The sequence below is a fragment of the Planctomycetota bacterium genome, assembly GCA_016125255.1.
Taxonomy (GTDB): Bacteria; Planctomycetota; Phycisphaerae; order Phycisphaerales; family Zrk34; genus RI-421.
In genome coordinates, this window is sequence record WGMD01000002.1 from 953,685 (window position 1) to 977,751 (window position 24,067).

At 64.7% G+C, this 24,067-nt stretch carries 18 protein-coding genes and 1 pseudogene; 8 read left to right on the forward strand and 11 right to left on the reverse strand.

Annotated elements, in window-relative coordinates; translation table 11 throughout:
• The first annotated feature begins 4 nt into the window (after nucleotides 1-4).
• The 8 genes from GC162_05220 to GC162_05255 all read left to right on the forward strand — a co-directional run bounded on the left by GC162_05220 (nucleotide 5) and on the right by GC162_05255 (nucleotide 11,553).
• Nucleotides 5-1,420: a DUF1501 domain-containing protein gene (locus tag GC162_05220; GenBank protein ID MBI1368037.1), complete on the forward strand. Its 1,416-nt coding sequence runs from the start codon at nucleotides 5-7 to the stop codon at nucleotides 1,418-1,420.
• A 427-nt stretch (nucleotides 1,421-1,847) separates the two neighbouring features.
• Nucleotides 1,848-2,303 carry a hypothetical protein gene (locus tag GC162_05225; GenBank protein MBI1368038.1) on the forward strand — a complete coding sequence of 152 codons (456 nt, stop codon included), beginning with the start codon at nucleotides 1,848-1,850 and terminating at the stop codon, nucleotides 2,301-2,303.
• A gap of 154 nt (nucleotides 2,304-2,457) precedes the next feature.
• Entirely contained in the window at nucleotides 2,458-3,255 is a 798-nt protein-coding gene (locus tag GC162_05230) for a hypothetical protein (GenBank protein ID MBI1368039.1), read from the forward strand.
• Complete coding sequence (locus tag GC162_05235; GenBank protein ID MBI1368040.1) at nucleotides 3,252-5,975, forward strand: hypothetical protein; 2,724 nt, start codon at nucleotides 3,252-3,254, stop codon at nucleotides 5,973-5,975. The genes GC162_05230 and GC162_05235 overlap by 4 nt, the downstream gene beginning before the upstream one ends.
• A 196-nt stretch (nucleotides 5,976-6,171) precedes the next feature.
• Nucleotides 6,172-7,344: a DUF58 domain-containing protein gene (locus GC162_05240; protein ID MBI1368041.1), complete on the forward strand. Its 1,173-nt coding sequence runs from the start codon at nucleotides 6,172-6,174 to the stop codon at nucleotides 7,342-7,344.
• Nucleotides 7,341-9,605, forward strand: coding sequence for a DUF3488 domain-containing protein (locus GC162_05245; GenBank protein MBI1368042.1), 2,265 nt, complete (start codon nucleotides 7,341-7,343; stop codon nucleotides 9,603-9,605). Before GC162_05240 ends, GC162_05245 begins: the two co-directional genes overlap by 4 nt.
• A 91-nt stretch (nucleotides 9,606-9,696) precedes the next feature.
• The gene (locus GC162_05250) at nucleotides 9,697-10,581 is read left to right on the forward strand and encodes a hypothetical protein (protein MBI1368043.1); all 885 of its coding nucleotides are present in this window, start codon (nucleotides 9,697-9,699) and stop codon (nucleotides 10,579-10,581) included.
• 189 nt (nucleotides 10,582-10,770) lie between these two features.
• Nucleotides 10,771-11,553 (forward strand): MBL fold metallo-hydrolase, encoded by a 783-nt coding sequence (locus GC162_05255; GenBank protein MBI1368044.1) that lies wholly within the window; start codon nucleotides 10,771-10,773, stop codon nucleotides 11,551-11,553.
• A gap of 233 nt (nucleotides 11,554-11,786) precedes the next feature.
• Here the strand turns inward: GC162_05255 and GC162_05260 are convergent, their stop codons facing one another.
• From GC162_05260 to vsr, 11 genes and pseudogenes are all read right to left on the reverse strand, one after another.
• On the reverse strand, nucleotides 11,787-12,539 hold the full coding sequence (locus GC162_05260) for a lipolytic protein G-D-S-L family (protein ID MBI1368045.1): 753 nt from the start codon (nucleotides 12,537-12,539) through the stop codon (nucleotides 11,787-11,789).
• Between the two features lie 100 nt (nucleotides 12,540-12,639).
• A complete protein-coding gene (locus tag GC162_05265; protein MBI1368046.1) occupies nucleotides 12,640-13,464 on the reverse strand; it encodes an SDR family oxidoreductase in 825 nt (274 codons plus the stop codon).
• 81 nt (nucleotides 13,465-13,545) lie between these two features.
• Complete coding sequence (locus GC162_05270; protein ID MBI1368047.1) at nucleotides 13,546-13,899, reverse strand: hypothetical protein; 354 nt, start codon at nucleotides 13,897-13,899, stop codon at nucleotides 13,546-13,548.
• 168 nt (nucleotides 13,900-14,067) lie between these two features.
• A complete protein-coding gene (locus GC162_05275; protein ID MBI1368048.1) occupies nucleotides 14,068-15,495 on the reverse strand; it encodes a c-type cytochrome in 1,428 nt (475 codons plus the stop codon).
• Between the two features lie 35 nt (nucleotides 15,496-15,530).
• The gene (locus tag GC162_05280; GenBank protein MBI1368049.1) at nucleotides 15,531-16,607 is read right to left on the reverse strand and encodes a hypothetical protein; all 1,077 of its coding nucleotides are present in this window, start codon (nucleotides 16,605-16,607) and stop codon (nucleotides 15,531-15,533) included.
• Nucleotides 16,573-18,282 carry a sodium:proton exchanger gene (locus GC162_05285; GenBank protein MBI1368050.1) on the reverse strand — a complete coding sequence of 570 codons (1,710 nt, stop codon included), beginning with the start codon at nucleotides 18,280-18,282 and terminating at the stop codon, nucleotides 16,573-16,575. The genes GC162_05280 and GC162_05285 overlap by 35 nt, the downstream gene beginning before the upstream one ends.
• 759 nt (nucleotides 18,283-19,041) lie before the next feature.
• A pseudogene (locus GC162_05290) lies at nucleotides 19,042-19,287 on the reverse strand (prepilin-type N-terminal cleavage/methylation domain-containing protein).
• Between the two features lie 20 nt (nucleotides 19,288-19,307).
• Nucleotides 19,308-20,573: a hypothetical protein gene (locus tag GC162_05295; GenBank protein ID MBI1368051.1), complete on the reverse strand. Its 1,266-nt coding sequence runs from the start codon at nucleotides 20,571-20,573 to the stop codon at nucleotides 19,308-19,310.
• Between the two features lie 32 nt (nucleotides 20,574-20,605).
• Complete coding sequence (locus tag GC162_05300; protein ID MBI1368052.1) at nucleotides 20,606-21,979, reverse strand: hypothetical protein; 1,374 nt, start codon at nucleotides 21,977-21,979, stop codon at nucleotides 20,606-20,608.
• Nucleotides 21,940-22,473, reverse strand: a complete 534-nt coding sequence (locus GC162_05305; protein MBI1368053.1) for a sigma-70 family RNA polymerase sigma factor — start codon at nucleotides 22,471-22,473, stop codon at nucleotides 21,940-21,942. The genes GC162_05300 and GC162_05305 overlap by 40 nt, the downstream gene beginning before the upstream one ends.
• 944 nt (nucleotides 22,474-23,417) lie before the next feature.
• Nucleotides 23,418-23,825, reverse strand: coding sequence for a DNA mismatch endonuclease Vsr (vsr, locus tag GC162_05310; GenBank protein MBI1368054.1), 408 nt, complete (start codon nucleotides 23,823-23,825; stop codon nucleotides 23,418-23,420).
• Nucleotides 23,826-24,067: the final 242 nt, after the last annotated feature.

Here is a 24,067-nt window from a genome sequence, read left to right on the forward strand (position 1 = left end):
GATCATGAAACGACGCACGCATTCGACGGCCTGCTGCAATTTCCGCCAGACGACGATGCTCTCGCGGCGGCAGTTGCTCAAGGCGGGGGGCATGGCGGCGATGGGATTGACCACGCCGAACCTGCTTCGCGCCGCGGCGGTTCAGCCGGCGGGGAGCGCGCCGCCGGTGCGGGCGCGGTCGGTGATCTTCCTGTTCCAGTGGGGCGGACCCAGTCATGTCGACATGTTCGACATGAAGCCCGGCGCGCCGGACAAGTACCGCAGCCCGCATCAACAGATTCGCACCTCCTGCGACGACCTGGAGATCAACGAACATCTGCCGCGCCTTGCCAGGGTGATGGACAAGATAACGGTCATCCGCAGCGTGCATCACGACATGAAGAACCACAACTCGGCGGGATACTACGCGCTGACGGGCGCCGCCCCGCCGACGGACGATCAGCGACTGCGCGATTCGCTGGACCTTTACCCGGCGTACGGGTCGGTCGTCGATCAGCTCGCCCCGGTGCACGGCACGATGCCGACCTTCGTCAGCTACCCGCACGTCATCTCCGATGGGTCCATCACACCCGGTCAGCACGCCAGTTTCCTGGGCAAGAAGCACGATCCGCTCTTCGTGCCGCGCGACCCCAATGACCCGGACTTTTCGCTGCCGGAGTTGAGTCTGCCCGATCGCGTCACGCTCGATCGGCTCCACGCCCGCCGCGGGCTCCAACAGCTCATTGACGAGCAGAGCCGCCTGATGAGCTACAGCGCCGAAGCGCGCGGCATCGATGCGTATTACCAGCGCGCGATGGCGATGCTTCAATCCGATCATGTGCGCAACGCTTTCGACTTGTCGCAGGAACCCAAGTGGATCCGCGACCGGTACGGGCGGACGGAATACGGGCAGGCCTGCCTGCTGGCCCGCCGGCTCGCCGAGTCGGGCGTCAAGTTCACGACCGTGTACTTCTCCCGCTCGATCGGCGGGCGGAGCAAGACCGAAGGCGGATGGGACACGCACGGGTTCGACAACACGCGCATGTTCCCGATCATCGAAGCGTTCCACCTGCCGATGACCGATGCGACGCTGCCGGTGCTGCTGGAGGATCTGGAGCAGCGGGGGATGCTCGATGAGACGCTGGTCGTCTGGATGGGCGAGTTCGGACGAACGCCCAAGATCAACGCCAACGCCAGCCGGGACCACTGGCCCCAGTGCTACAGCGTGCTGATGGCCGGGGGCGGCGTAAAGCGCGGGTTCGTCTATGGCAAGAGCGACGAGCGCGGCGAGAAGCCCGTCGAAAACCCCGTCCGCCCCGATGATATCGCCGCCACGATCTATTACCTGCTGGGCATCGACCCCAACACCTACATCAACGACGCCCTGAACCGCCCCCGCCGCATCGCCAACGGCGAGCCGATCCTGGACATCATCGCGTAAACGGGGGGACTCAAGTCCCCCCGCCTCCCGCACATAAAAAACGACCCGCCTTTCGGCGGGTCGCTTTCGGTTCAGGTCCGTTGTCCGCTGGGCCGTATCGAAGGATTTGCTCGAACCCCAAGTTCAGGTGGGAACGCCTCGGATGATCCTGATCTTCCACTCGTTGATGGCTTGATCGTCGCCACCCATATGTGCGATCCCTTGGGGTTCTTAGGTTCGAGCAAATAACGCATCGCGTCTCGAACCCCGCCGGCAACGGTCCGATTTCAAAGAACCTGCCTCCATTATAACACACGCTTTTTGAGGCGGGGGTAAATTCCCTGCCGCACGATCACAAACGCGGACCGCGCGGCAGGTTAACGCTTGACAGTCTCCGGGACCCGTGTTACAAGTAGGGGTCGAGCCAAATTCTTCGAAAGGTTCATTCATGACGAAGCAACTGTACGTCGCGGCGATGGTCGGGTGCCTGGCCATGCTCAGCGTCGGCTGTCAGGAAGAGAAGACCTCCAGTCTCGACAACAGCATCGGGATGCCCGATGCGCAGCCCAAGAAGAAGGGCGTGCTCGAATCGCTGGCGTTCTGGGACAATGACGACAAGCCCCAGCCGCAGACCGTCGCCTACGAGGACGACAACAAGGAAGGGCTGGGCGACGCCCTCTGGCCCGGCAACTGGTTCAAGTCCAGCGGGCCCAAGAAGATCACCGCCAACGATGTGTGGTGGGACATGAGCCCCGAGCTCGAGTCCGTCGCCGAGACGCACGCCGAGCGCACCACCCGTCACGCCCGCATGCTCGACACCAACGGCCGGCAGGTCTGGGATGATCTGGACCGCATCCTGCTTCTGGACCGCCCGACGCACCTGTCGCTCTACTCGGTCCCCTGAGCGAATCGCTCCAATGCAGCACTTTGATCAATCCCCCGTGCAAACGGGGGATTTTTTTGCGCTCATGTCACTTTCATTCGATAGCCGGGCCGCTACGCGGCCCCGGTCCCCCGCCGACATGGTCACGCACCGCTCCCTGCGTTAAACTTCGTTCATGCCGACTTTCCCCAAGCCGCTGCGCCTCGTGTCGTACAACATCCTCAACGGCGGGCTGGGTCGGCTCGATCCGATCTACGAAACGCTCGCGTACCTCGACGCCGACGTGATCGGCCTCTGCGAAGCCGACGACCCGGCGGGGGCGCAGTACCTGGCGGACAAACTCGGCATGCAATGTCTCATCGCCGAGTCGCCCAATGGGCCGCATCATGTGGCCATGCTCACCCGCCTGCCGGTGGTCCAGATGATCAACCTCGGCGTCGGGGCCCCGCAACTGAATCGCGCGGCGATGGAGAGCGTCCTCGACGTCGACGGCGAAGCGCTGCGCGTGGTGCTCATGCACCTGGCCCCGCATTTCGATCACGAAGCGGACCGGCTCGCGGAGCTGGAGGCGATCTTCCGCGCCATGACGCCCGGAAATAGGCCGACGATGCTCATGGGCGATTTGAACGCCGTGGCGCCGGCGGCGGACGTCGATTCGGCCGCGCTGGCCCCGCATCGGCGTCAGCGGCTCGCCGAGCGCGGTGGCAAAATCGACCGCGATGTGATCGCACGCATCGAAAAGGCGGGGTATGCCGACGCCTATGACCTTTGTCATCCCGATGCCCCGGCCGTGACCTTTACAACCGGCTTCCCGGCGCTACGATTAGACTACATCTTCCTCAGCAGCGACCTTGTCGAACGCGTGGTGGGCGCGGACGTGGAGCGCGGCGGATTCGCGCCCTATTGCTCCGATCATTTCCCGCTCTGGGCTGACCTCGCCCGACCCGGTCCAACATCAGAGAGAGCCACATGACGATGCACCGCCTGGCCGTCTGGATCGTGTTGACTTGCGGATGTCTTTTGCCCGGGCGTCTGATCGCCCAGACTCCCGGCACGCCGCCGCTCAGCGAAGAGCAGCAGCGGCAGGAGATGATCCGCAAAGCCCAGGAAGCGCTGCAGAAAGCCAAGATGGAGCGCGAGCAGAAGGAGGCGGCGACGGAGGCGAAGGAAACCGCCGCGGCCGCCGCCGGTCCCGCGCCCGTCGAGCTGGACCTGCAGACGCTCATGACCGATCCGAACGTGCTCAATCCCTCGATCGCCGACGCGGTCTGGAAGTTCACCGCGCCGACCGGGCGACGCATCCTCATGATCCCCTTCAACGTCAAGCCCGTCACCAGCCCGACGCCCATCGACATACAGAGCATCAAGATCACCCGCGGGCGCATGCTCGCATGGGATTTGCCCGACGAGGTCAACCACGCGCTGGCGACCGGCTCCAGTAACGATCTGCAGATGATCCCGCCCAATGTCACGACCAGCGCCACCGTGCATCCGCAGAAGATGATCGCGTGGGAGTTGGCGCGGCGGGTGACGTTCGGCGAAGCGACCGACGCCAATCAGGCCTACGTCATCGTCGTCAACCGGGCCGCCCTGCCCCGCCCCGAGCCCCCGCAGGTCGAACGCCTCGGCTCCAAGGAACGCGCCGCGGCGATGGTCACCTATCGCGAGCAACTTGACGCCTACAACCGCAAAATCCGTCTCGCCACCCAGCTTCCCACCGAATTCTCCAAGCCCACGCCGCCCGTCATCTGGGCCATCTTCGATCTGCCCTCCACCGAGCATGACATCGAGCTGACCGGCCCCGAGCCCCTGCCCTGGCGCATCAGCATCGACCTGCTCGAACGCATCAAGCGCGCGACCAACAACGCCAATCCCCTCGAACTCGGCGTCGTCATCAACGATCTGCTCTCAAACGACCATCCTTACAATCAGCGGATGGCCGCGATGCTTCTGGCCTCCAGCACCAACCTCCGCAACATCACCGCCGACAGCCCGCTCGTGCCTACCGTCGAGAAGCTCGTCACCAAGGGCGACGCCCTGACCCGCACCACGCTCATCAAAGCTCTCGCCGCCGACATCACCGGCATCCCGATCGCCTCCGCCATGCTCACGCGCGCCATGGCCGACGCCGATCCGCAGATCGGCCTCATCGCCATGCAGGCCCAGTCCACCGCCGCCACCGAGACGACCAGGTACACGCCCGATCAGATTCACGCCATGGCCGAGAACACCACGCGCCTGCTCGCCGACGCCGCCGATCAGCCGCCGGCGAATATTCTCGCCGTCCCGCTGAGCGTCGCCGCCAAGCAGTACCCGACCGTCGCGCCCTTCGCCGAGCAGGTCAAGCTCGCCGCGACCCCCGCCGCCCGGCGCGACGAGGTGGTCAAGACCATCGTCGATCGCGCCGCCAAGTTCGAGCCGCTCGCCGAGGCCTGGCTCTCCGATCAACTGCTCGGCGGGACGGACATGGACTATCAGCTCCGCACGCTCAAGTACATCACCACTCCCGAAGTCCCCGGCACCCGCCTGTCGATCTACAAGCCGGACCACGGGCTGATCAAGCTGCTGACCGCGCCCGCCGGGCCGCTGCGCGATCTGGCGTGGAAAGCCCTGCCCTACTTCGCCCTCGGCGCCGCGACCAATCGCACTTCCGCCGCGCCGACCGAAGTCGTCGCCAATGACAAGATCTACGCCGGTTTCATCAACGCCGTCCTGACCGTCAAACCCACGCCGCGCCAGCTTGTCGAATTCATCGATGCGCAGTCCGCGCAGGACCTGCGCACGGCGGCGATGCAGCGCATCGCCCTCGAATCGACCGGGCCGTCCGCCATGGCGGCGATGCAGACGTTCATCACCGGCGGCTTCCCCACCTGGCTCACCAAGCTCACGCCCGATCAGCGCCAGCAGGCGGCGCGCGTCTGGTACGAACGTTACCCCGAGCCCTCGGCCGCGACGCCCCCGCCCGGCGGCGACGCGCCGAAGATCGAGCCGGACATGACCGCCCCGCTCGCCGCCGGACTCATTCGCCCCGATCCCCAGACCGCCGGCAACCCCACGCCGATGATCACCTGGTTCAGCGAGCAGGTCAGCAAGCGCCTCCGCCCGACCGCGCGCGACTGGGCCGCCGCACTCGGCGATCAGGATGTGATGATCATGGGCATCGTCAACGCCGACAAGGACTACGGCCTCGCCTGCGCCGACGCCATGCTCGCCACCGTCACCTACCCGACGCCCGATCAGTCCCGCAGCTTTCAGACGCAGGCCCTCGCCGCCGCCGGCAACATCGCCGACCCCATCGAGCAGAAACAGACGCTGCTGAAGGTCTGGAAGGATGTGCGCGAGAAGATTGTCGCCGACCAGCTCGCCAAAGCGCCGGGCGCGTATCGCATCGCCCTGCGGCTCGACGGGGGCGCGGTCACCCAACTCGGCGCCACCAACCTCGCCGTCAATGGCGAGAACATCCTCATCGGCCCGCCCGAACTGTCCGCCCAGCTTGTCAGCGTCCCCATCGCCATCCGCCTCAACAACCTCGCCCAGATCAACGCGCTCACCAAGGCCGCGGGCATCGAAGGCGAATTCACCTTCGCCGACAACGCCGTCCTCGACCTCGAACCCGACGGCAAAGGCGGCTGGGCCGGCCGCATCATGACCACCGCCGGCAAGGTGCTCGAACTGACGCTCACCAAGCAGTGATCTGGTGATCTGGTGATGTAAAGACACCGCCAAGCCGCGGGCTGAGCGAAGCGAAGCCCCGGATCTCGCGCACCAGGACAATCCGGGGATTCGCTGCGCTCATCCCTCGGCTTAGTAGAATTTTCACATCACCACATCACCACATCCCTCCCCTTTCCCCCCTCCCCCCTCGCCCCATTCGTTATAATCGCCCCTCATGAAGCGACCGCGCATCAAACGCCGGTACGCCCTGCGGCTCGGGGGATGGGTGTACTTGTTGATGGCGATGTTCATCGGCCTGGGCGCGATCAGTTCGCAGACCAATCTGCTGTTCTGGACGTTCGGTCTGATGGTCGGCGGGCTGATCGTCTCCGCGGTCTTCAGCGGGTTGATGATGATCGGTCTGTCCATCAAACGACTTCTTCCCGATCACGGCACGGTCGACGAACCGTTGCTCGTGCGCTACGAACTGCACAACCGTAAATGGATGATCCCCGCGTTCGGGCTCATCATCGCCGAACTCGACGCCGACGCCGACGGCGCCATGCGCGGCAAGCCCCACGGTTGGGTCCTGCACTGCGGCCCGCGCGCGACGCTGCAAGCCCAAACCGTCGGCTGGCCCACCCGACGCGGCGCCATCCACTTCGACCGCATCCGCATCGCCACGACTTTCCCCTTCGGCATCCTCCGAAAAAGCATCACGCTTTCGCAGCCCGGACGCGTGCTCGTGTTCCCCAAGCTCTATCGCCTCCGCCGGCGAAGTCTGTGGGACATCCACGCGCGCGATCTGGCCGGCTCGCGCAACGCCGCGGAGGGCGGCGGCACCGAGGAGTTCTTCGGCCTGCGCGAGTATCGGCACGGCGATTCGATGAAGCTCATCGATTGGAAGCACACGGCCCGGACGTCGCGCGTGGTGTGTCGGGACATGACGCGGTTGACGCCGCCGAAGTTGATGGTGCTGCTGGACGTTCGCAATCGCGGGCCCTGGCCGCACGCTCGGGCCGAGCGCGCCATCTCGTTCGCCGCCTCGATCATCGTGCAGGCGTATCTGGACGGGTTCGACGTCGGGCTCACCGTCGCGGGCGCGCAATGTCATACCTTCGCCCCGCATCACGGCCGCATCCACCGCACGCGGATGCTCCATGCGCTGGGCGAACTGGACTTAAGCTGCGGGCAGATCAGCCCGTGGTCCATTCCCCGGGCGCACGAGGTCAACTGGCTGGTCATTCACGCCGGGCCGATCGATGAGAGCTACGGCCCGCCGGGCGTGCAGCACTTGAGCGATGCGGACCTGGACAGTTGGCTCGCCCAGCCGGAGGGCAAGGATCGGCCGGTCCATCTGGCGGCGCGCGTCCGGCGCGGCGGCGGGCGCGGGAGGGACAGCGCATGAGCATGATCCTCTCGTTTCGCCGGCTCATGTACGCGCAGGTGATCCTCGGCGTCATCGCCTACGCCGTCGCCGAGCAGAGCGCCGTCATGGTCCTCGTCGCCGGCACCCTCGGCACGCTCAGTTGGTACGTCGTCGAAGGACCGCGCGGCAAACCGCTGCCCCGATGGCTCATCAATCTCGGCGTCCTGTGCGTCACCGCATGGCTCTTCTACTCGCAGGTCACGCGGCAGCAGGAACTGATCCTCGGCCTGGGTGAATTCATCCTCTTCATCCAGATCTTCAAACTCTACGAACGCAAATCCAATCGCGATTACGCCCAGCTCATTGTCCTGCGTCGGATGCAGATGATCTGCGCCGCGATCATCAGCGCCGAAATCGTCTTCGGCATCCTGCTGATCATCTACCTGGTGCTGACGCTTTTCACATTGCTCCAGTTTCAGCTCAAGATGGGCTACGACGAAGTGAGCGAGGCGGGAATAAAACAGGCCCCGCCCGGCCAGCGCTCGACCCGCCCCAAGCCCGTCGTCTCCCGCGGGCATCGACGCCACTTCAATCTCGTCGCCGCCTGCTGCGGCATCGGCGCGATGGCGCTGTCGGCGGTCGTGTTCGTCGCCATGCCGCGCGGCGAAGGCAAGGGGCTGCTCGGCGACTGGTCCCCGCCGACGCGCCGCAACGTCAGCGGGTTCGACGACACCATCGAACTGACCAGCGGCACCCACATCGCCACCAGCCGCGTCCCCGTCATGAACATCACGCTCACGCGCGACGGACAACCCTACGGGTCCGACGACTTTTCATTCCTGGTGCGCGGCACGTCGCTGGACCGTTACGACCGGGCGAGCCATCGCTGGACGCGCAGCACGCGCGGCGATCATGCGCTGGACATGGACGCACAGGGCGCCGCCGTCCTCGCACAAGTCCCCGACCGCACGCCGATCCTCTCGCAGCAGATCACGCTGCGGGCGCAGACGCACGGCGTCTTGTTCTCCGCTTATCCGCCGGTGCGCATCGTCTGCCCGCAGGTGCGATCGATGCTCTTTAACGTGCATGATCAGGTGCTCAGCGCCCGCCAGCCCGCCCCGCCGAGCATTCAGTACACCGTCGACGCCCTGGCCGAGCCGACGCTGGACATGACGCCGATGTACGCCCAGCTCGAAGAGCGCGGCGGAGCGGCGCCGCTCGACACCGACCGCGAGCGCGTGCTCGATTCGCCGCGCCTTCGGGCCGAGGCGCTGCGGATTCTGCGCGTGGCGAATCTGAGCCGCGATCCCAAGCTTGTCTCCACCCCGCAGGACATGCGGATCGCCGCGGCGATCGAGCAGTATCTGCAAACGCACATGGCCTACACGCTCGACCTCCCCGCCGTGCCCGACGGCACCGACCCGATCATGGCGTTCCTCTTCGAGCATCAGCGCGGGCATTGCGAGTATTTCGCCTCGGCGATGACCGCTTTGCTCCGATCGATCGGCGTGACCAGCCGGGTCGTCACCGGCTTCCGCGCCACCGAGTTCAACAGCGTCGGCGGGTACTACGTCGTGCGCGAAAAGAACGCCCATGCCTGGGTCGAAGCGTATCAACCGGGCGTCGGATGGCGCGCGTTCGATCCCTCGCCGCCGCTGGCCATCGAGCGGCTCCACGCCCCCGGCTCCGGCTTGCTCGCGCTCGTCCGCGACCTCTACGAGTACATGGAGTTCCACTGGATCAACGGCGTCATCACCTACGATGCCAACCAGCGGCGCAGCGTCATGGTCAACATCGACTCGAACCTCAACTCCGTCACGCGCGCGGGGCAATCGTTGTGGGAGTCGATCGTGGCGTGGATCAAGGATTTCCGCGAGCGGTGGACGTTCGGATTCTGGGGCTATGTGCTGATCGTCATCGTGCTCGGATCGATCCTCTCGGGCATCGTTCTTTTGGTTCACACCATCCTCCGCCGCCGGCGCTACATTCGTCAGCTTCAGCTTGAGATCGCGCCGCGCAAGCTCCAGCGGCGGCTCGCCCAGCATCTTGAGTTCTACGTGCAGATGCTCAAGGTGCTCGAGAAGGCGGGATTTTCCAAGCCGCTCTGGCAGACGCCGGCGAGCTTCGCGGAGCATCTGACGCATCGCGACCCGGATCGCTTCGAGACGGTCGTGCCGCTGACCGATCTGTTTTACGAGATCCGCTTCGGGGGCCGCCCGCTTGATGCGGACCGGGCGCGGCGGATCGGGCGTCATCTGGAGCGGTTGCGGCGGACGATGCGCGTGATGACGTCCGGATAATCCCCCGCCGGTCAAGTCCGCCGGCGATCCCGCCGATGGTCAGAATGTCCCTAAAAAAGCGGATATTCCGCACAGCTCCGGACCTCGGACCATGCCGCATTTCACCACCGCCATTCCCGAATGGGAGCAGGTCTTCCGACGCATCGCCGCACGATCCGGCGTGATCGAGCTGTCGCGCCGCAAGACGCCCGACGCCTGCGAGCAGATGACGATCCATCACGAAGCCGACGGGTCGCACCAGGTGGCGAACATCAATACCTGGCGCGTCCGGGCCTTCGACATGGACCGCGCGGCGATCATCGTCGAGCGCCCCTGGTCCGCCAAGAAGTCGATCACGATCGAGAGTGACGAGCTGCTGGACGTTTTGATGGTCGAAGGCCAGCGACGATGGACCTTCCAGTGCGTCGTGCTCGGTCAGTCGATGTTCGCGCTCAACGCATCCAAGAAGGTGATCGCGCTGCGACTGAGCCGCCCGCTGAAGGTGCATGACGGTCAGCGGCGCGATTTTTTCCGCGTCGACACGGCCGGTTCGCCCTTTCCGTCGGTGCACCTGTGGCATCTGATGGACATCGAATCCTGCGCCGAGTACCAGCAGTACACCATGCTCCGTCACCGCACGCCCGAGTCGCAGCGGCAGGAACTCAAAGCCCCGACCGAACCGCCGATCGGCGAGGATTTCGCCGCGATGGTCATGGATGTGAGCGGCGGCGGGCTGGGCATGCTTCTGCCGCGCACCATTGAATGGCTCCTGCCGACCGCCCCGCTGCTGTGGACCAAGATCACGCTCCCCGACATCGAAGAACCCCTCTTCGCCGTCAGCCGCGTCGCGCACTGGCGCGATGAAAACGCCAAGCTCATCCGCGTCGGCGTCTGCTTCCACTTCGACCACTTCCCCGAATACAAACCCTTCCTCACCGACCTGCTCAGCCACTTCACCGCCAATCACCAGCGCCTGCAGCTACAACGTACGCGGTGAACAAATGGTGATGTGGTGATGTGGTGATGTGGTGATGTGGTGATGTGGTGATGTGGTGATGTGGTGATATGCAAAATCCATAAAGCCGCGGGTTGAACGCGGCTTGGGGGATCGGGACTTCACCACTTCACTACTTCGCCACATCGCCACTTACTTCCCCCCTCCCCCACTTCAACATACACTCTTGCCATGTCCTGGACGCTGACATTCCTCGGAACCGGCACCAGCGCCGGCGTGCCGCTGATCGGCTGTGACTGCGCCGTGTGTCATTCGAGCGATCCGCGCGATCGCCGCGACCGCCCCAGCGTCCTCGTCAAGCGCGACAACAAGCTCATCCTCATCGACACCACGCCCGACCTGCGTCATCAGATGCTCCGCCACAAGGTCCATCGCCTCGACGCCGTGCTCTACACGCACAACCACGCCGACCATGTCTTCGGCATCGACGACCTGCGCCGGTTCAACGCCGTGATGGACGCCCCGCTGGACATCTTCGCCGAGCAGTACGTCATCGACTGGCTCCGCGAAACCTTCCGCTACATGTTCGACCCCAAGCACAATCCCAACCGCTCCTTCGTCCCGCAGCTCATTCTGCATCCGGTGATCCCCGGCGAGGCGGTCTCGATCGCACACGAGAACATCACGCCCCTGCGCATCCTGCACGGCCGACTGCCCATCCTCGGCTACCGCCTCGGCGCGATGGCCTACTGCACCGACTGCTCGGCGATCGCGCCGGAAACCTGGCGGCACCTTGACGATCTGGACGTGCTGGTCATCGACGGCCTGCGCTACACGCATCACCCGACGCACATGACCGTCGATCAGGCACTGGCGGTCATCGAACAGGTCAAACCCAAGCGGGCCTACCTCACGCATATCGCCCACGAAATCTCCCACGCCGACCTCGAACCCCGCCTCCCCGAACACGTCCGGCTCGCGTACGACGATCTGAAAGTCGAGCTGGACGATTAGAGCGGTTTCACAAATCAAATCGCGTTCCCCACGAGCCGCGACCGTGAGGGAGCGGTCAAGGAATGTGATTGGATGCGGGCTCGACCGCTTGCTGACGCGCGCGGCTCGTTAGGATGCGCGGCTACACATTTACTGAAACCGCTCTAAGAGCTGTCAGGCATCAGCCCTCAGCAATCAGCTCAAGGCGATGGCGCTCCCGGCTGACCGCGGACACCTGAACGCTGACCGCTTTTTCACAGCTTCATCGTTTCAAGCCACGTCGCGGCGAAGAGTGCGTGACCGGCGGTAGTCGGGTGCACGCCGTCGCCGAGCCAGTGGTTCATCGGGGCGTGTTTGGCCGCCTCGTCGAACATGGCCTGACACGCCATCCATGTCGCCCCCGCGGCGTCGGCGACTTTCTTGGCGACCGCGCGGCGTTCGTCGAACTCGGGGAACCACTTGTCATTGACCGCGCCGGTCTTGAGGACGAACGGCTCGCAGATGATGATCTTCACGTCCGGCAGCGCCGCCTTCGTGTCCGCCAGCAGCTTGGTGAAACCGGTGTCGTAGTCTTCGACGGTCCCGTTGTAGCGCCCGCCGAGCTTGTGCCAGATGTCGTTGACGCCGATCAGAATGCTCAGCACGTCCGGCTTGATGTCCAGCGTGTCCTTCTGCCACCGGGCCTGCAAGTCGGGAACCTTGTGCCCGCTGATCCCGCGGTTATAGATCTTCAGATTCTGGTACGGATACTTTCCGAGCAGCGCCATCGCCGCCATCATCGGATACCCGTTGCCGAGCTGCCCCAGATCATTGGGCGACCCTTCGCGCCCGCGATTGCGACCCGCATCCGTGATCGAGTCGCCCTGAAACAGAATCACCGCCCCTTCCTTGAGCGGCGAAGCGCCATCAGCGGCGCGCGCCTTGGGCGTCAGCAACTCGGTCATCGAAAGCGCGCTGCCGGCGGCGGCGAGCTGCATCATCGTGCGGCGGGAAATCGATTGCGACATGGGGGGCTCCTAAAAAAGGTGTCAGCGGTCAGGTGTCAGCGATCAGCCAGTCGTCGCCGCCGTCCTTTGCTGACGGCTGACGCCTGACCGCTGAAAGCTTTTAAGTCAGCGGCTTCATCGCGTCGCTGACGCCGTGGATCATGAAGCCGCCGTCGATGTTGATGCATTCGCCGTTGACGAATCGGCCGGCGGGGCTGGCGAGGTAGACGACGGCGCCGGCGATTTCGTCGGGGGTGCCGAAGCGCTGCATGGGGGTGCATTCAAGAATGCGCCGGCCGCGGTCGCCGCTCTGAAGAATCTGCCGATTCTGATCCGCGGGGACGAAGCCCGGCGCGATGCCGTTGACGCGGATGCCGTAAAGCCGCGGCCATTCGACGGCGAGCTGGCGCGTCAGAGCGAGCAGCGCGCCTTTGGTGCAGGCGTACGTGGTCACTTCACTGAGCGCTAAAAAGCTCGTGACGGAGCAAACATTGATGATGCTGTATCCGCCGGCGGCTTCGTCGGGCTTGCCCTGCTTGATGCACTGGCGGGCGAAGGCCTGCGAAGCATAAAACGGCCCGAAGTAGTTGACGTCGAAGAGCCACTTGTGCTCCGCTTCCTCCACGTCGATCGTCGGCTTCTTGAGGTTCGACCCGGCGCAGTTGACGAGTACATCGACGCGGCCGAAGGCGTTGAGCGTCGAGCCGATGGCGGCGTCGATCGAATGACGGTCGGCGACGTCGAGTTGCGTGCTGAGCACGACGCCCTGCGGCCGCCCCTTGGACAATTGTTCGAGAGCGCCGGTGACCTTCTCGGGCTTGCGGGAGCCGACGGCGACTTTCGCCCCGGCGTCGAGCATCGCCTCGGCGATCGCCAGACCGATCCCGCTCGTCCCGCCCGTGACCAGCACGACCTTGCCGCTCAAATCAAAACTCAGACTCGCCATGTAGACGCTCCAATCCGTTTTCGGGGAACGTCAAAACTAGCGATTTTGAGCCGTCGTGGCAAGACGTTGTATTGCGGAGACTCAGGCCGCGCGGCGATCGGCTTCGGCGGCGACCGTCTGGCCCATCGACTGCGGGCAGACGTAGCGGACGGCGATGAGCCGGGCGCGGGAGTCATCGGTATCGCGGCGGACGACGGTCGCGGCGACGAGGTCGGTCATGCGCACCACCGCCCGGCCGCCGGTCAGATCCACCGCGACGCCCACCGCTTCGCCCGCGCGGATCGTGATCGGGCTCGTCAATTCGATCAGCGCCCCGCCGTGCGAAAGATTCCGCGACACGCCCGAGGCGTATCGGCGGCGGAGCGGGTCGAAAATCTTGACCGGACACTGCCGCGCCTGGCGTGAATCGAATCGCCGATCCGAGTTCGTATTCATAGTGCGTCTCCCAAAAGGTACAAAGCGTCTAATGGCAGATATCGGCCGAATGGGAGGGGGACTTTGGGGCCGGTGCGCGTTTTCGACCACCTCTGATGACACCCCAAAAGGGGCGCGCCCCACTCCGGAAGCACCCTCACCCCGGCCCTCTCCCGGGGGGAGAGGGGGTCAGAGGGTTTTGAGATATTCGATGACCGCGGCGCGTTCGTCGGGTTCGAGGTGGTCGCCGTAGGTGTGGCCGGCGTTGCCGTGGCCGGGGCGGGTGGTGTCGTAGATGAACTTGGAGCTGCCGCCGGGCGGCCGGGTGTAGCGCCAGCCGACGGCGTCGGGGTCATAGTCGGCGGGTCCGGTGCCGAAGGAGCGCTGCCAGTATTTGGGCCGCGTCGTTGAATCGAGGAGCGCGGCGAGCGTCGGCACGGACCCGTTGTGCAGATAGGGCGCGCTGGCCCAGATGCCGTCGAGCGGCGGCGCGACGTACCCGAGCCGGGGCGCGAGCTTGGCGCCATGCGCCGTCAGCGCGAACCACGAATGGTTGTAGCTGCGCACCTGACGCTCGAACGTGCGGACGGTCGCGTCCGCCAGCGCGCGGTCGGTGCCGACTTCGTCGAGACTGATCAGGTAATTGGGATAATCGGCGGGCGTGTCGTAGGAGCCGTGACACACGGCGCACTCGCGCCTGAACACGCCGCGGCCTTTGCGCGCCAGCGCCCGGTCGATCGGCCCGGGATAGCGCGGCGGCTCGAGCGTGTTCAGATACGCCAGCACATCCACGAAATGCTCGTCGATCTGCGCCGCCTCGTCGGTGTCGCGCAGCGTCATGAGCGAACTGGCCATCATCAGCCGGGCGAAATCGCCGCGGCCGACGGATGTGTAGAACATCGCGTGCTTCTTCTTGAGCACCCACCACGGCGGGACGTCGGTCGGAATCGTCGGCTGATCATCGGGCAGGGGATCGCGCGGCGTGTCGGACCACTTGAGCGTCACCGGATCGCGATACGCGGCGAGGACGAAGGCGAGTCGATCGGCGGAGTTGACGCCGATCGTCGGCGTCCTGACGCGGGGGCCGATCACGGCGACGACCTTGCGGAAATCGTCGTAGGCCATCGCCTCCGGCGAGTCGGGGCCGGCGGATTGATTGATGGCGAATTGAATGACGGAGGAAACCTGACTGCCGTCGGTGGTCATGTCGAGGGTGGCGTTGCCGAGTCCGACGACGAGTTTGCCGTTGAGCATCTGGGCATGGCAGGCGAGGCAATTGGGCGCGGCCACGGGGACGCCGTTGCGTGCGGTCGTGGCGGTCAGGTCGGGCGGCAGGATGGCGTTGTCGCCGTCGCGCTTCAGCGCATTGCCCGCTCCGTCGCCCATGAACTGCCGAACATATTTGAGCGGGAGTCCGCCGCGGATGTACTGGCCGGTGATGAGGTATTCGCGCCCGCGCTGCGGGTCGCCGGAGCGCTGCTCGGAGGCGGGGAGCTTGAGCGTGTTGAACGAAGCGGGGCCTTGGAGATGATCCGTATCAACGGGCGGCTCGACCGCGCGCGCCGAGGGCGCGATCAGTAAATGCAACAGCACGCATGTACGCAGCAACCGGTTCATGACATCTTTCCGCACTATTATCGTACCAAAGCGATTCACGGTTCATGATCGCGGAGAAAACGCTCGATCGACCCCTTGGGGCCGACGAGGATGATCTGGTCCGATTCCTTGAGCACATGATCGGCGGGCGGATTGAAGAGTCGTTTGCCCGCTTCCTGTTCGACCGCGAGCACCATGACGCCGAACGCCTTGGGCAGAGCCAGTTCCTTGAGCGATCGCCCGGCCAGTCCCTTCATATGCCCCACGCTCACCCGGTCGATGGCCAGGTCCGCCGCGGCGGTGGCGTCGATGAGGTCTTCGACGGCGGGGTGCAGGAGCATGCGGGTGATTTTGTGTGCGCCGATGAGCGTCGGCGTCACGACGCGATTGGCGCCGGATCGGATGAGTCGCGACTCGGTGGCTTCGGATTCGCTGCGCGCGATGATGGTCAGATGTTCATTGAGGCCGCGCGCGGTGAGCGTGACGAACACGTTGTCGGCGTCATGGGGGAGGCAGGTCACGAGCCCGCGCGCCCGGCTGATGCCCGCGGCCCGGAGGACCACTTCGTCGGCGGCCTCGCCGACGATGTAGGGATAGTTGCGGTCGCCGGCCTTGGCGGTCCGGTCGGTGGCGTGATCGACGAGGACGAAGTCGACGCCCGCATCGCCAAGCGACGCGCAGACGCTCCGCCCCATCCGTCCGTAACCGCACACGATGTAGTGATCGCTCATTGATTCGATTTTGCCGGTCAATTGTCGCCTCCCGAGCAGGGCCTGGATTTGTCCGCTGGTCATGACGGCCATGACGTTGCCGAAAGCGTAGGCGGCGCTGCCGATGCCGACGAAGATCATGGCGAGGGTCCACATTTCCTCGCCGCTGGTCATGTGATCGGGGATCGCGCCGACGGTGGAGAAGATCATGGCGGTCAGGTAGAGCGCGTGGACGAAGCGGCGGTCCGGCCAGCCGAGCCAGTAGTAGCCGACGGTGCTGATGACGACGAAGGACAGGAGCACGACGATGCTGACGCGGAGCCGTGTGCGTGAATTGCTAAAAGACGCGGCGCTCATATCGCCAGCTTCATGCGGCGGGCGCGTGCTGTCAAGATTCGCTGGTGCGCCAGAGGGCTTGTTCATTGCCCGTGCGCGGCGGGGCGACCTGGCCGGGAGCGAGGGCGAGCAGGCGGCGGACCTCGACGCTCAGCCGCCGGCCGATCTGCTGCTCTTCATCGATGACGACCTGCGCGCCGGCGAGCTCGATGTCGCGGACGAAGGCGTGATAGCGGGCGCGCGCGATGATCGGGACGTTCGGCGCCAGGGCGCGAATCTTGTGCACCGTTTCAAGGGTCGAGCGGCGGTCGGGGAGCGTGATGACGATCAGGCGGGCGTCGGCGGCGTGCACATGATGAAGCACTTCGGGGCTCGACCCGTCGCCGACCTGCCCGCCGATGCCCATCGTGCGGGCGAGGGTCACATTGCGCGGCGCGATGTCGATGACGACGGCGGGGATCTCGCGGAAGCGCATCAGTTCGCCGACGCGTTGCCCGGCCGGGCCGAACCCGATGATGACCACATGATCGTGATGCGCCGGCGCGGCGTCGGAGGCGGCGGCGGTGTCGTCGACGGCGCGGCGGCTGAAGCGGGCGACCCATGCCGCGGCGTGCGGGGCGAGGGCGACGAGGTACGGCGTGGCGAATAGCGTGACAAGGGTGGCGGAGACGAAAAGACGGAACATCGCATCGTCGATGACCTTGCCGTCGCGCGCCACGCCGGCGAGCACGAACGAGAACTCCCCGACCTGCGCCAGACACACGCCCGTCGCCACCGCATCGCGGCCCCGATAGCGCAGCGCCCGCACGACCGCCGCCGTGACCAGCGTCTTGCCCACGATGATGAGCGCCACGACGCCCGCGACGCTCATCCAATGCTCCATCAGCCAGCCGAGGTCGGCGAGCATGCCGATGGAGGCGAAAAAGAGCGTGACGAACAGCGTGCGGAGCGCGCCGATGTCGGAGCGGACCTGCACGGCGAAGGGGGATTCGGCGAGCATGATGCCGGCGACGAACGCGCCCATGGCCGGCGAAAGCTCCAGCTTCGTCGCCGCCCAGGCCGCCCCCAGCGCGAGCACGGCCGCGAGCAGCACGAGCAATTCGTGATTGCGGAGCATGGTGGACGTGCGCAGCATGGGCGCGAGCACATAGGTGCTCAGCAGATAGAACGCGCCGACCATGGCGACGATCATCAGCACGGTGCGGCCGACGGCGGCGGCGATCTCGGCGCTCGATCCGCCGGAGCCGAGCTGCGTGACGATCAGCACGAGGGGGACGAGGGCGATGTCCTGAAACAGGAGGATGCCCAGGGCGCCGCGGCCGAACACGCTGTCGATCTCCGCGCGGTCGGAGAGGACGCGCAGGACGCAGGCGGTGCTGGAGAGGGCGATCATCGCGCCGATGGCGACGGCGGCGGAGGGCGTCGTGCCGGCGATCCAGCAGGCGGCGGCGGTGACGAGCAGGGTGAGCACGACCTGGGCCGTCCCGCCGCCGAGACCGATGGGTCCGATGCGAATGAGCCGGCGGACGGAGAACTCCAGTCCGATGGTGAACAGCAAAAGCGCCACGCCCAACTCGGCCATCGCCGACACGACATCGCGCTCGTGAATCCAGTCCAGCGCCCCGGGGCCCAGCAGCGTCCCGGCCAGAAGGTAACCGAGCATGGCGCTTTGACGGAGCCGCTCGAAGATCAGCCCCGACACCAACGCCGCCGCGAGGAGGATCAACACTTCCGTGACCGGATGCCAGAACGCTTCATGCATGGCTAAAGCATATGCGGGCCCGACGTATTTTCTTGTTCGTTAGAAAGCTGAGGGATGGCCATCCCTCGGCGTTCAGCGGTCGATTCAATACCCCAGCGCGGCGGCGGGCGGCGTGTACGTGCCCAGGTCCTGCTGATAGATGTAGGCGTAGCGCACGGACGTGTTCCACGAATGCACGTACGCCGTATCCTTGAACGCCACCCATCCGACCGAGCCGTCGACGTGCACCTGGTTCCCGCCCTCCGGTCGCCCGTCGGCGTACGACGACTTGTGCGAAGGCATGTCGACATAGGCGTAGGGCGTCGCGGGGCTGTTGCCCTGGCCCCAGGCGCCGTCGATCTGGATCATGCTGTCGGCGGCGAGGACCCACTGGCCGTCCGAGTCGACCGCCTGCACCGGCGCGCGCGACTTGCCGTTCCACCACGGATTCGTCCACCGCTTGATCCCCCCGAAGTACTGATAGTTCGTCGTCACCACATCATTGCCCTGCCATTGGCTGTGATACTTGCGGCTGGGGCAATCCCACAGCGGCGCCTCCGCGTCCATCCCGCTCACCGCCACGCTCTGCTTGCCGATCGAACCGATCGTGCCCAGCCGCGCCCACTCGGCGATCCAGTTCGTCTTCGCCTCCGTCGCCGTCCAACCAGTCGTCGTGCTCGCGCCGTACGCGCCGGCCGAGCAGATGTTCAATTGAATCGCGCGGTTGGCGCAGGGGATGTACCAGCCCTTGTTCTCGACGGTGTAGATCGTGGCGGAAGTGCCGAGCTGTTTGAGGTGCGATCCGCACACCGCCCGGTACGACGCTTCGCGCGCCTTGGAAAGCGACGGCAATAAAATCGCGATGAGCAACACGATGATCGTCACGACGACGAGCAGTTCGATCAAGGTGAAGGCATGACGCGCGCGACGGCGCGTCCATTTAGCGGCGGGGCTTGCCCCGCGCGGCTCGATGCGCCCGCCGCGGGGGGCAAGCCCCGCCGCTAAATGCGCTTCGCCATACGCCATGCGATCCGTCAATGCGTGTTTCATGAACGCCGTCTCATCATGAGCATGCCCATCATCGCCAACCCCGCCGGCAGCGCCGCCGGCGTCGGCAGCAGCACCAGGTCGAATCCGTTGATCACATTGTTGGTCCCCGACCCGTCGACGCGGAACACGAGGTTCTGCGTCCCGTCCGTGTGGAAGTAGAATCGGCCCATGCCGACCGCGGCGGGATTGGTTCCGGTCGAGTACGCCACGCCGAGCACGCCGTTGGTGAACGTCGACCCGCCGTCGGTGCTCACGAGCACGTCGACCGTGCCCTGATTGGCGGTGTTGTCGTGAAAGTAGCCGGTGAATTCGTAATCGCCCGCCTGGATGTTCGTGACGGTGATGTCGAAGGTCGAGACCTGATTGAAGATGAAGTCGCGGAGCAGACTGCTCTGGGCCTGCGCGCTGTTGAGCGCCCCGCGGTCACGGTCGGGATTGCCCCCGGCGGAGATCGAGTTGAAGGAGATGCTCGTCGTCGTGTTGAGCTTCGTGACCGCGCTGGCGATGCCCGTCGCGCCGTTCTGCGTCACCGAGATGTACCCGGCCTGCGTGAAGCTGATGCCTGCGTCGTTCTGCCCCGACTGCTCGTTGTCATTGTCGTTGAAGTCGACGAACAGCCCGGTGCGCGGCGTCATCGTGAAACCATTGATGAGCGCAATGCGATTGCCCGCACCGACCGCCCCGCCGCTGTCGTACGCCACGCGCAGCTTCACACTGTGCGTCCCGTCCGCGTAAAAGTCGAACGTGTCCGTGCCGATCGGCGAAGGCATCGTCGTCGATGAAACCTCCACATTGTCGTTCTTGAGCACGTACGTCGTGCCCCCGTTGTTCGAAATGCTGATGTCGAAAAAGCCCTGCACCACGTTGTTGTCATGCAGGAACGTCGCCACCTTGTAGTGCCCCGCGTTAAGCCCCGTGATCGTCACATCAATGGTCGGCTTGTTCGTCGGCGTCACCGAACCCGTGGCGATCGATGTGAAAATAAAATCACGCAGCACATCCGACAGCGACGCCCCGTCGCCCCCGACCGCACCGCGATCGCGATCGTCAAATGCACTGCCCTTCACCACCGTCGGCGTCACATTGACCACGCCCACATCCGTCACAATCCCCGTCGCCCCCGACTTCGTCACGCCCGCGAACCCCGACTGCGTCGCCGATGAACTGGTGTTGAAGTCCACCTGAAGCGCCGCCTGCGTTTGCGTTCCGATCAGTGCCGCCAGCAGAGCCGCCGCGACTTGTATTCCCTTTCGACGTTGCATGTTCGATTCTCCTGTACAGGGTGCTGCGATTCTCATTGCGCCTCGCCCGTCGCCGAGCGGGTCGTGTTCCGTGTCGTCACATCCGGCTCCACCGCCGCGATGCCGTACGTCCCGATTTCCGAATTGCTCCCCATCTGCGCCGGCCCGAGCACCACATCACCCGGCCCGCGCACCGACAAGCGCCAAACCCGATACGTCAAATCAATACTCGCCCCCGCACCGACGCCCAGCCCCACACCGCGCGCCGAATTGTCCAGCCCGATCGTCCATCCCGTATCGACAAATCCCGCCTCCGTGACCCAATCCGGCGGCGCCTCCCGATCGCTCATGAACACATACAACGCCGCCGGCCGCGTCAGCGTCAGCGTGACCTTCAATTCGTGATTCGCCTTGTCGCCCATCGGCGTCTGAATGTACTCCGCACCGACAAGCTCCCGCGGCATCCCCTCGCTCGTCACACCGTTCCACTGATAATCGCGATCCGTGTGCGCCACAGCATCCTCACCGAGCCGCCCCGCCGCGATCGCATAATGCAGCTTGCTGTTCGTCGCGATCGAATCGAAAATCGCCCCGCGCGTCACTTCCCCGATCCCGCCCGGCCCGATCACCACGCGATCGCCCTTCCAAAACAACCCCCGCTCCGACCGCAAATCGATCACACGCACATGACCCTGCGTCACATGCACCACCGTCTGATCCGACGCGCGAACATCAACGTCGAACGCCGTGCTCAGATCAATCACCTGCGCATGCGGCGTCGTCACGCAAAAACCCACCGCCCCGCGCGGCACCACCGCGTGCAGCAACCCCCGATCCAGCCGCCCACGGTTGGACCCGGTCATCTCAAACGCACACGGCCCGACCAGATCCACCACCGCACCGCTCCGGAACATCACCTGCGCACTGCCCGTCTTCAATTCCAACCGCCCCGGCGGCAAATCCGACCCCAGCGCCGTCGGCAACGTCGATTCACCGAACGATGCATCCGACGACACATCCGATAGCAGCGCCACCGCCCCCGCAATCCGCGGCTCGCGCAAATCCTGTTTCAACTCGACCGGCTTGAAAAACGTCGCCATCCCGAGCGCCAACAAAATCATCGCCGCCAGCCCCATCGCCCACTTCACATGACCCGTCCGCTTCACTGCGATCGGCTCGACGATCCGTCCCGCCGGCAAACCCGTCGCCACCCCGCGCCGCCGCCAGTACAAATCCGCATGCTGATGCAGATACGTCACGTAGCACATCGCCGCTTCCGCATCGCCCGACACTCGGCCGCTCAGCGCCTCGTACTGCGCCGCCGTCGCCGACCCGTCGCACACCGCGTCGAGCAACTCGAAAAACGTCGCATCGTTCCGCAGCGAACTCATGGCGTCCCCTCCGTCCCCATCGCCTTGTTCACGCATTCAAACAGCGCCTTGCGCACGCGCTGAAGTGTCTTGTAAATCGCCTCCGCCGTCTGCCCCATCCGCTCCGCCAGCTCCGGCACCGTCCGGTCCGCATCGTAATACTCCTCCACCAGCCGCCGCTGCCCCGCCGGCAACTTCGAAAGACAATCCGTCAGCGCCGCCGACCGTGCCGCCAGATCTTCATCATGGGCCGCATGCACCGCCGCGATCTGCGCCAGCGCCGCGTCGTTCAAATACCCCCGCTCGCCCCGCCGCGTCTGCTTCCGCAGATGGTTCCGCACATGATTAAGCGCGATCCCATACGCCCACCCCGCAAACTCCCCCGCCCCCGGATCAAACTGATCCCGCCGCTCCCAGAGCGTCAGCGAAGTCGCCTGAAAAAGCTCCTCCGCATCCGTCGGATTCCCGATCAGCGTGAGCACGTACCGATACACCCGCCCCTGATCGCGGATGTAAAGACGCATGAATTGGTCGTGACTGAGCTTCGACATGGTCCTCTACTCTAATCTTGTCGCCGCGCCTCGAAACTGGACACCCCCGAACCAAATCTCCCCCGACAAACCCCATAACAATAACCCCCCACAAAACTTGCGCCAACAACTTTCCACCCCCCCCTTAGCGGCCGTCCCGCAGGGACGCCGCCCCCCCGCCCCCTCCCCACACTGGAAAATGGAAACCGGAAAATGACCAATGGAAAATCGCCCCCCGTCCCCTCCGATATGACCAATGACAAATACCTAATGCCTAATGACCAATGCATTCGCCATCAGGCATCATCCATTTGTCATGGGTCATATCAATCAAGTATCCCCCGCGTCGCCCTCTCGAGCCCCGACGGGGCGACCGACTGTAGCCACGGGTGAAGCGCCGCCGGCCCCGGCGGCGCGCAACCCGTGGTCCCCATCGAACACTCCCCCCGCCCCGCCGGGGCGGAGGAAACGGACGAGACGCGAATGACTCACAAACCACGGGTTCCGCTCCGCTCCACCCGTGGCTACACCCCCGCGCCCCGCCGGGGCTGAAACCCGTCAAGCACATATCATTCCGCCCGATCTTCCGCTTCCCACTCCGACTTAACTAATAACAAATGCCCAATGCCTAATAGCAAATGCATTGGTCATTAGGCATTTGCTATTTGTCATTGGTCATATCAAACAAGCATCCCCCCGCCTTCATCCCCCACATAGCCGACCCGTCCCGGGTCGGTGCCTTGCCCCTCCGCCGTCTCCTCACCCGCAAGCCCGACGAAACGCCGCCGTCCCCATCGCGCTGCGATGAACAAAACCATCCATCGCAAACCACCTCGCCACAGTACGCTTGCGTATTCACGATCCCGTTGACTTGGCATCCCCATTCGCCCCATGCAAAGGGTCTGCTGTGCTTAACCTAATTTATCTCGCGTGTAGACCACCGATCAATCCGTCGGTCTGTCGAATCAATTGCCAAGAAATCTCTCCAATCGTCGTCGCACACGGTCAATGTCCTTTAACTGACACTCCCAAATGACCATGACACGCCACCCTATGCGATACAGTCGGCGGCGTGTCGCCTGATCGCGCTTTCGATTCTTTTCGAGTTTGTCGCACCACCATTTTCGCCGTGTCTTGGGCAGACGACAACCATTGGGACAATCATGCCGGTGCCAAAAGCAGCCGTTCACGAACACCACCGCCCGACAGGCCCGAAAAACCAAGTCTGGGCATCCAGGCAAATCGCGGTGATGCAGACCGAACCGATATCCCGATCGATGCGCCAGCCGACGAACGATCTGTTCGGGCTCCGTGTCCTTGCTCCGCACCAACGACATAATGCGGCTACGTTCATGGGGGCTGATCACGTCCATGGTTGACTACAAGTGAGAATCTCCGATCATATGCACATGGTCAAGGATGAACACAACGGTGAGAGATTCGACATCAAAGCGATGAACGCGGCGATGACCTCTGGTCAAGTCCCTGTCGTGCTGTAAATTCGTGAAGGGGCGGGTGTCTGGACGGCGGGTTGGTGTTGGGTGTTGAAGGTCTGATTCAGTTCCTTTCGGATCGCATCGATCTGTTGACGGTCGAAGCTCGTCATCTTGATGCC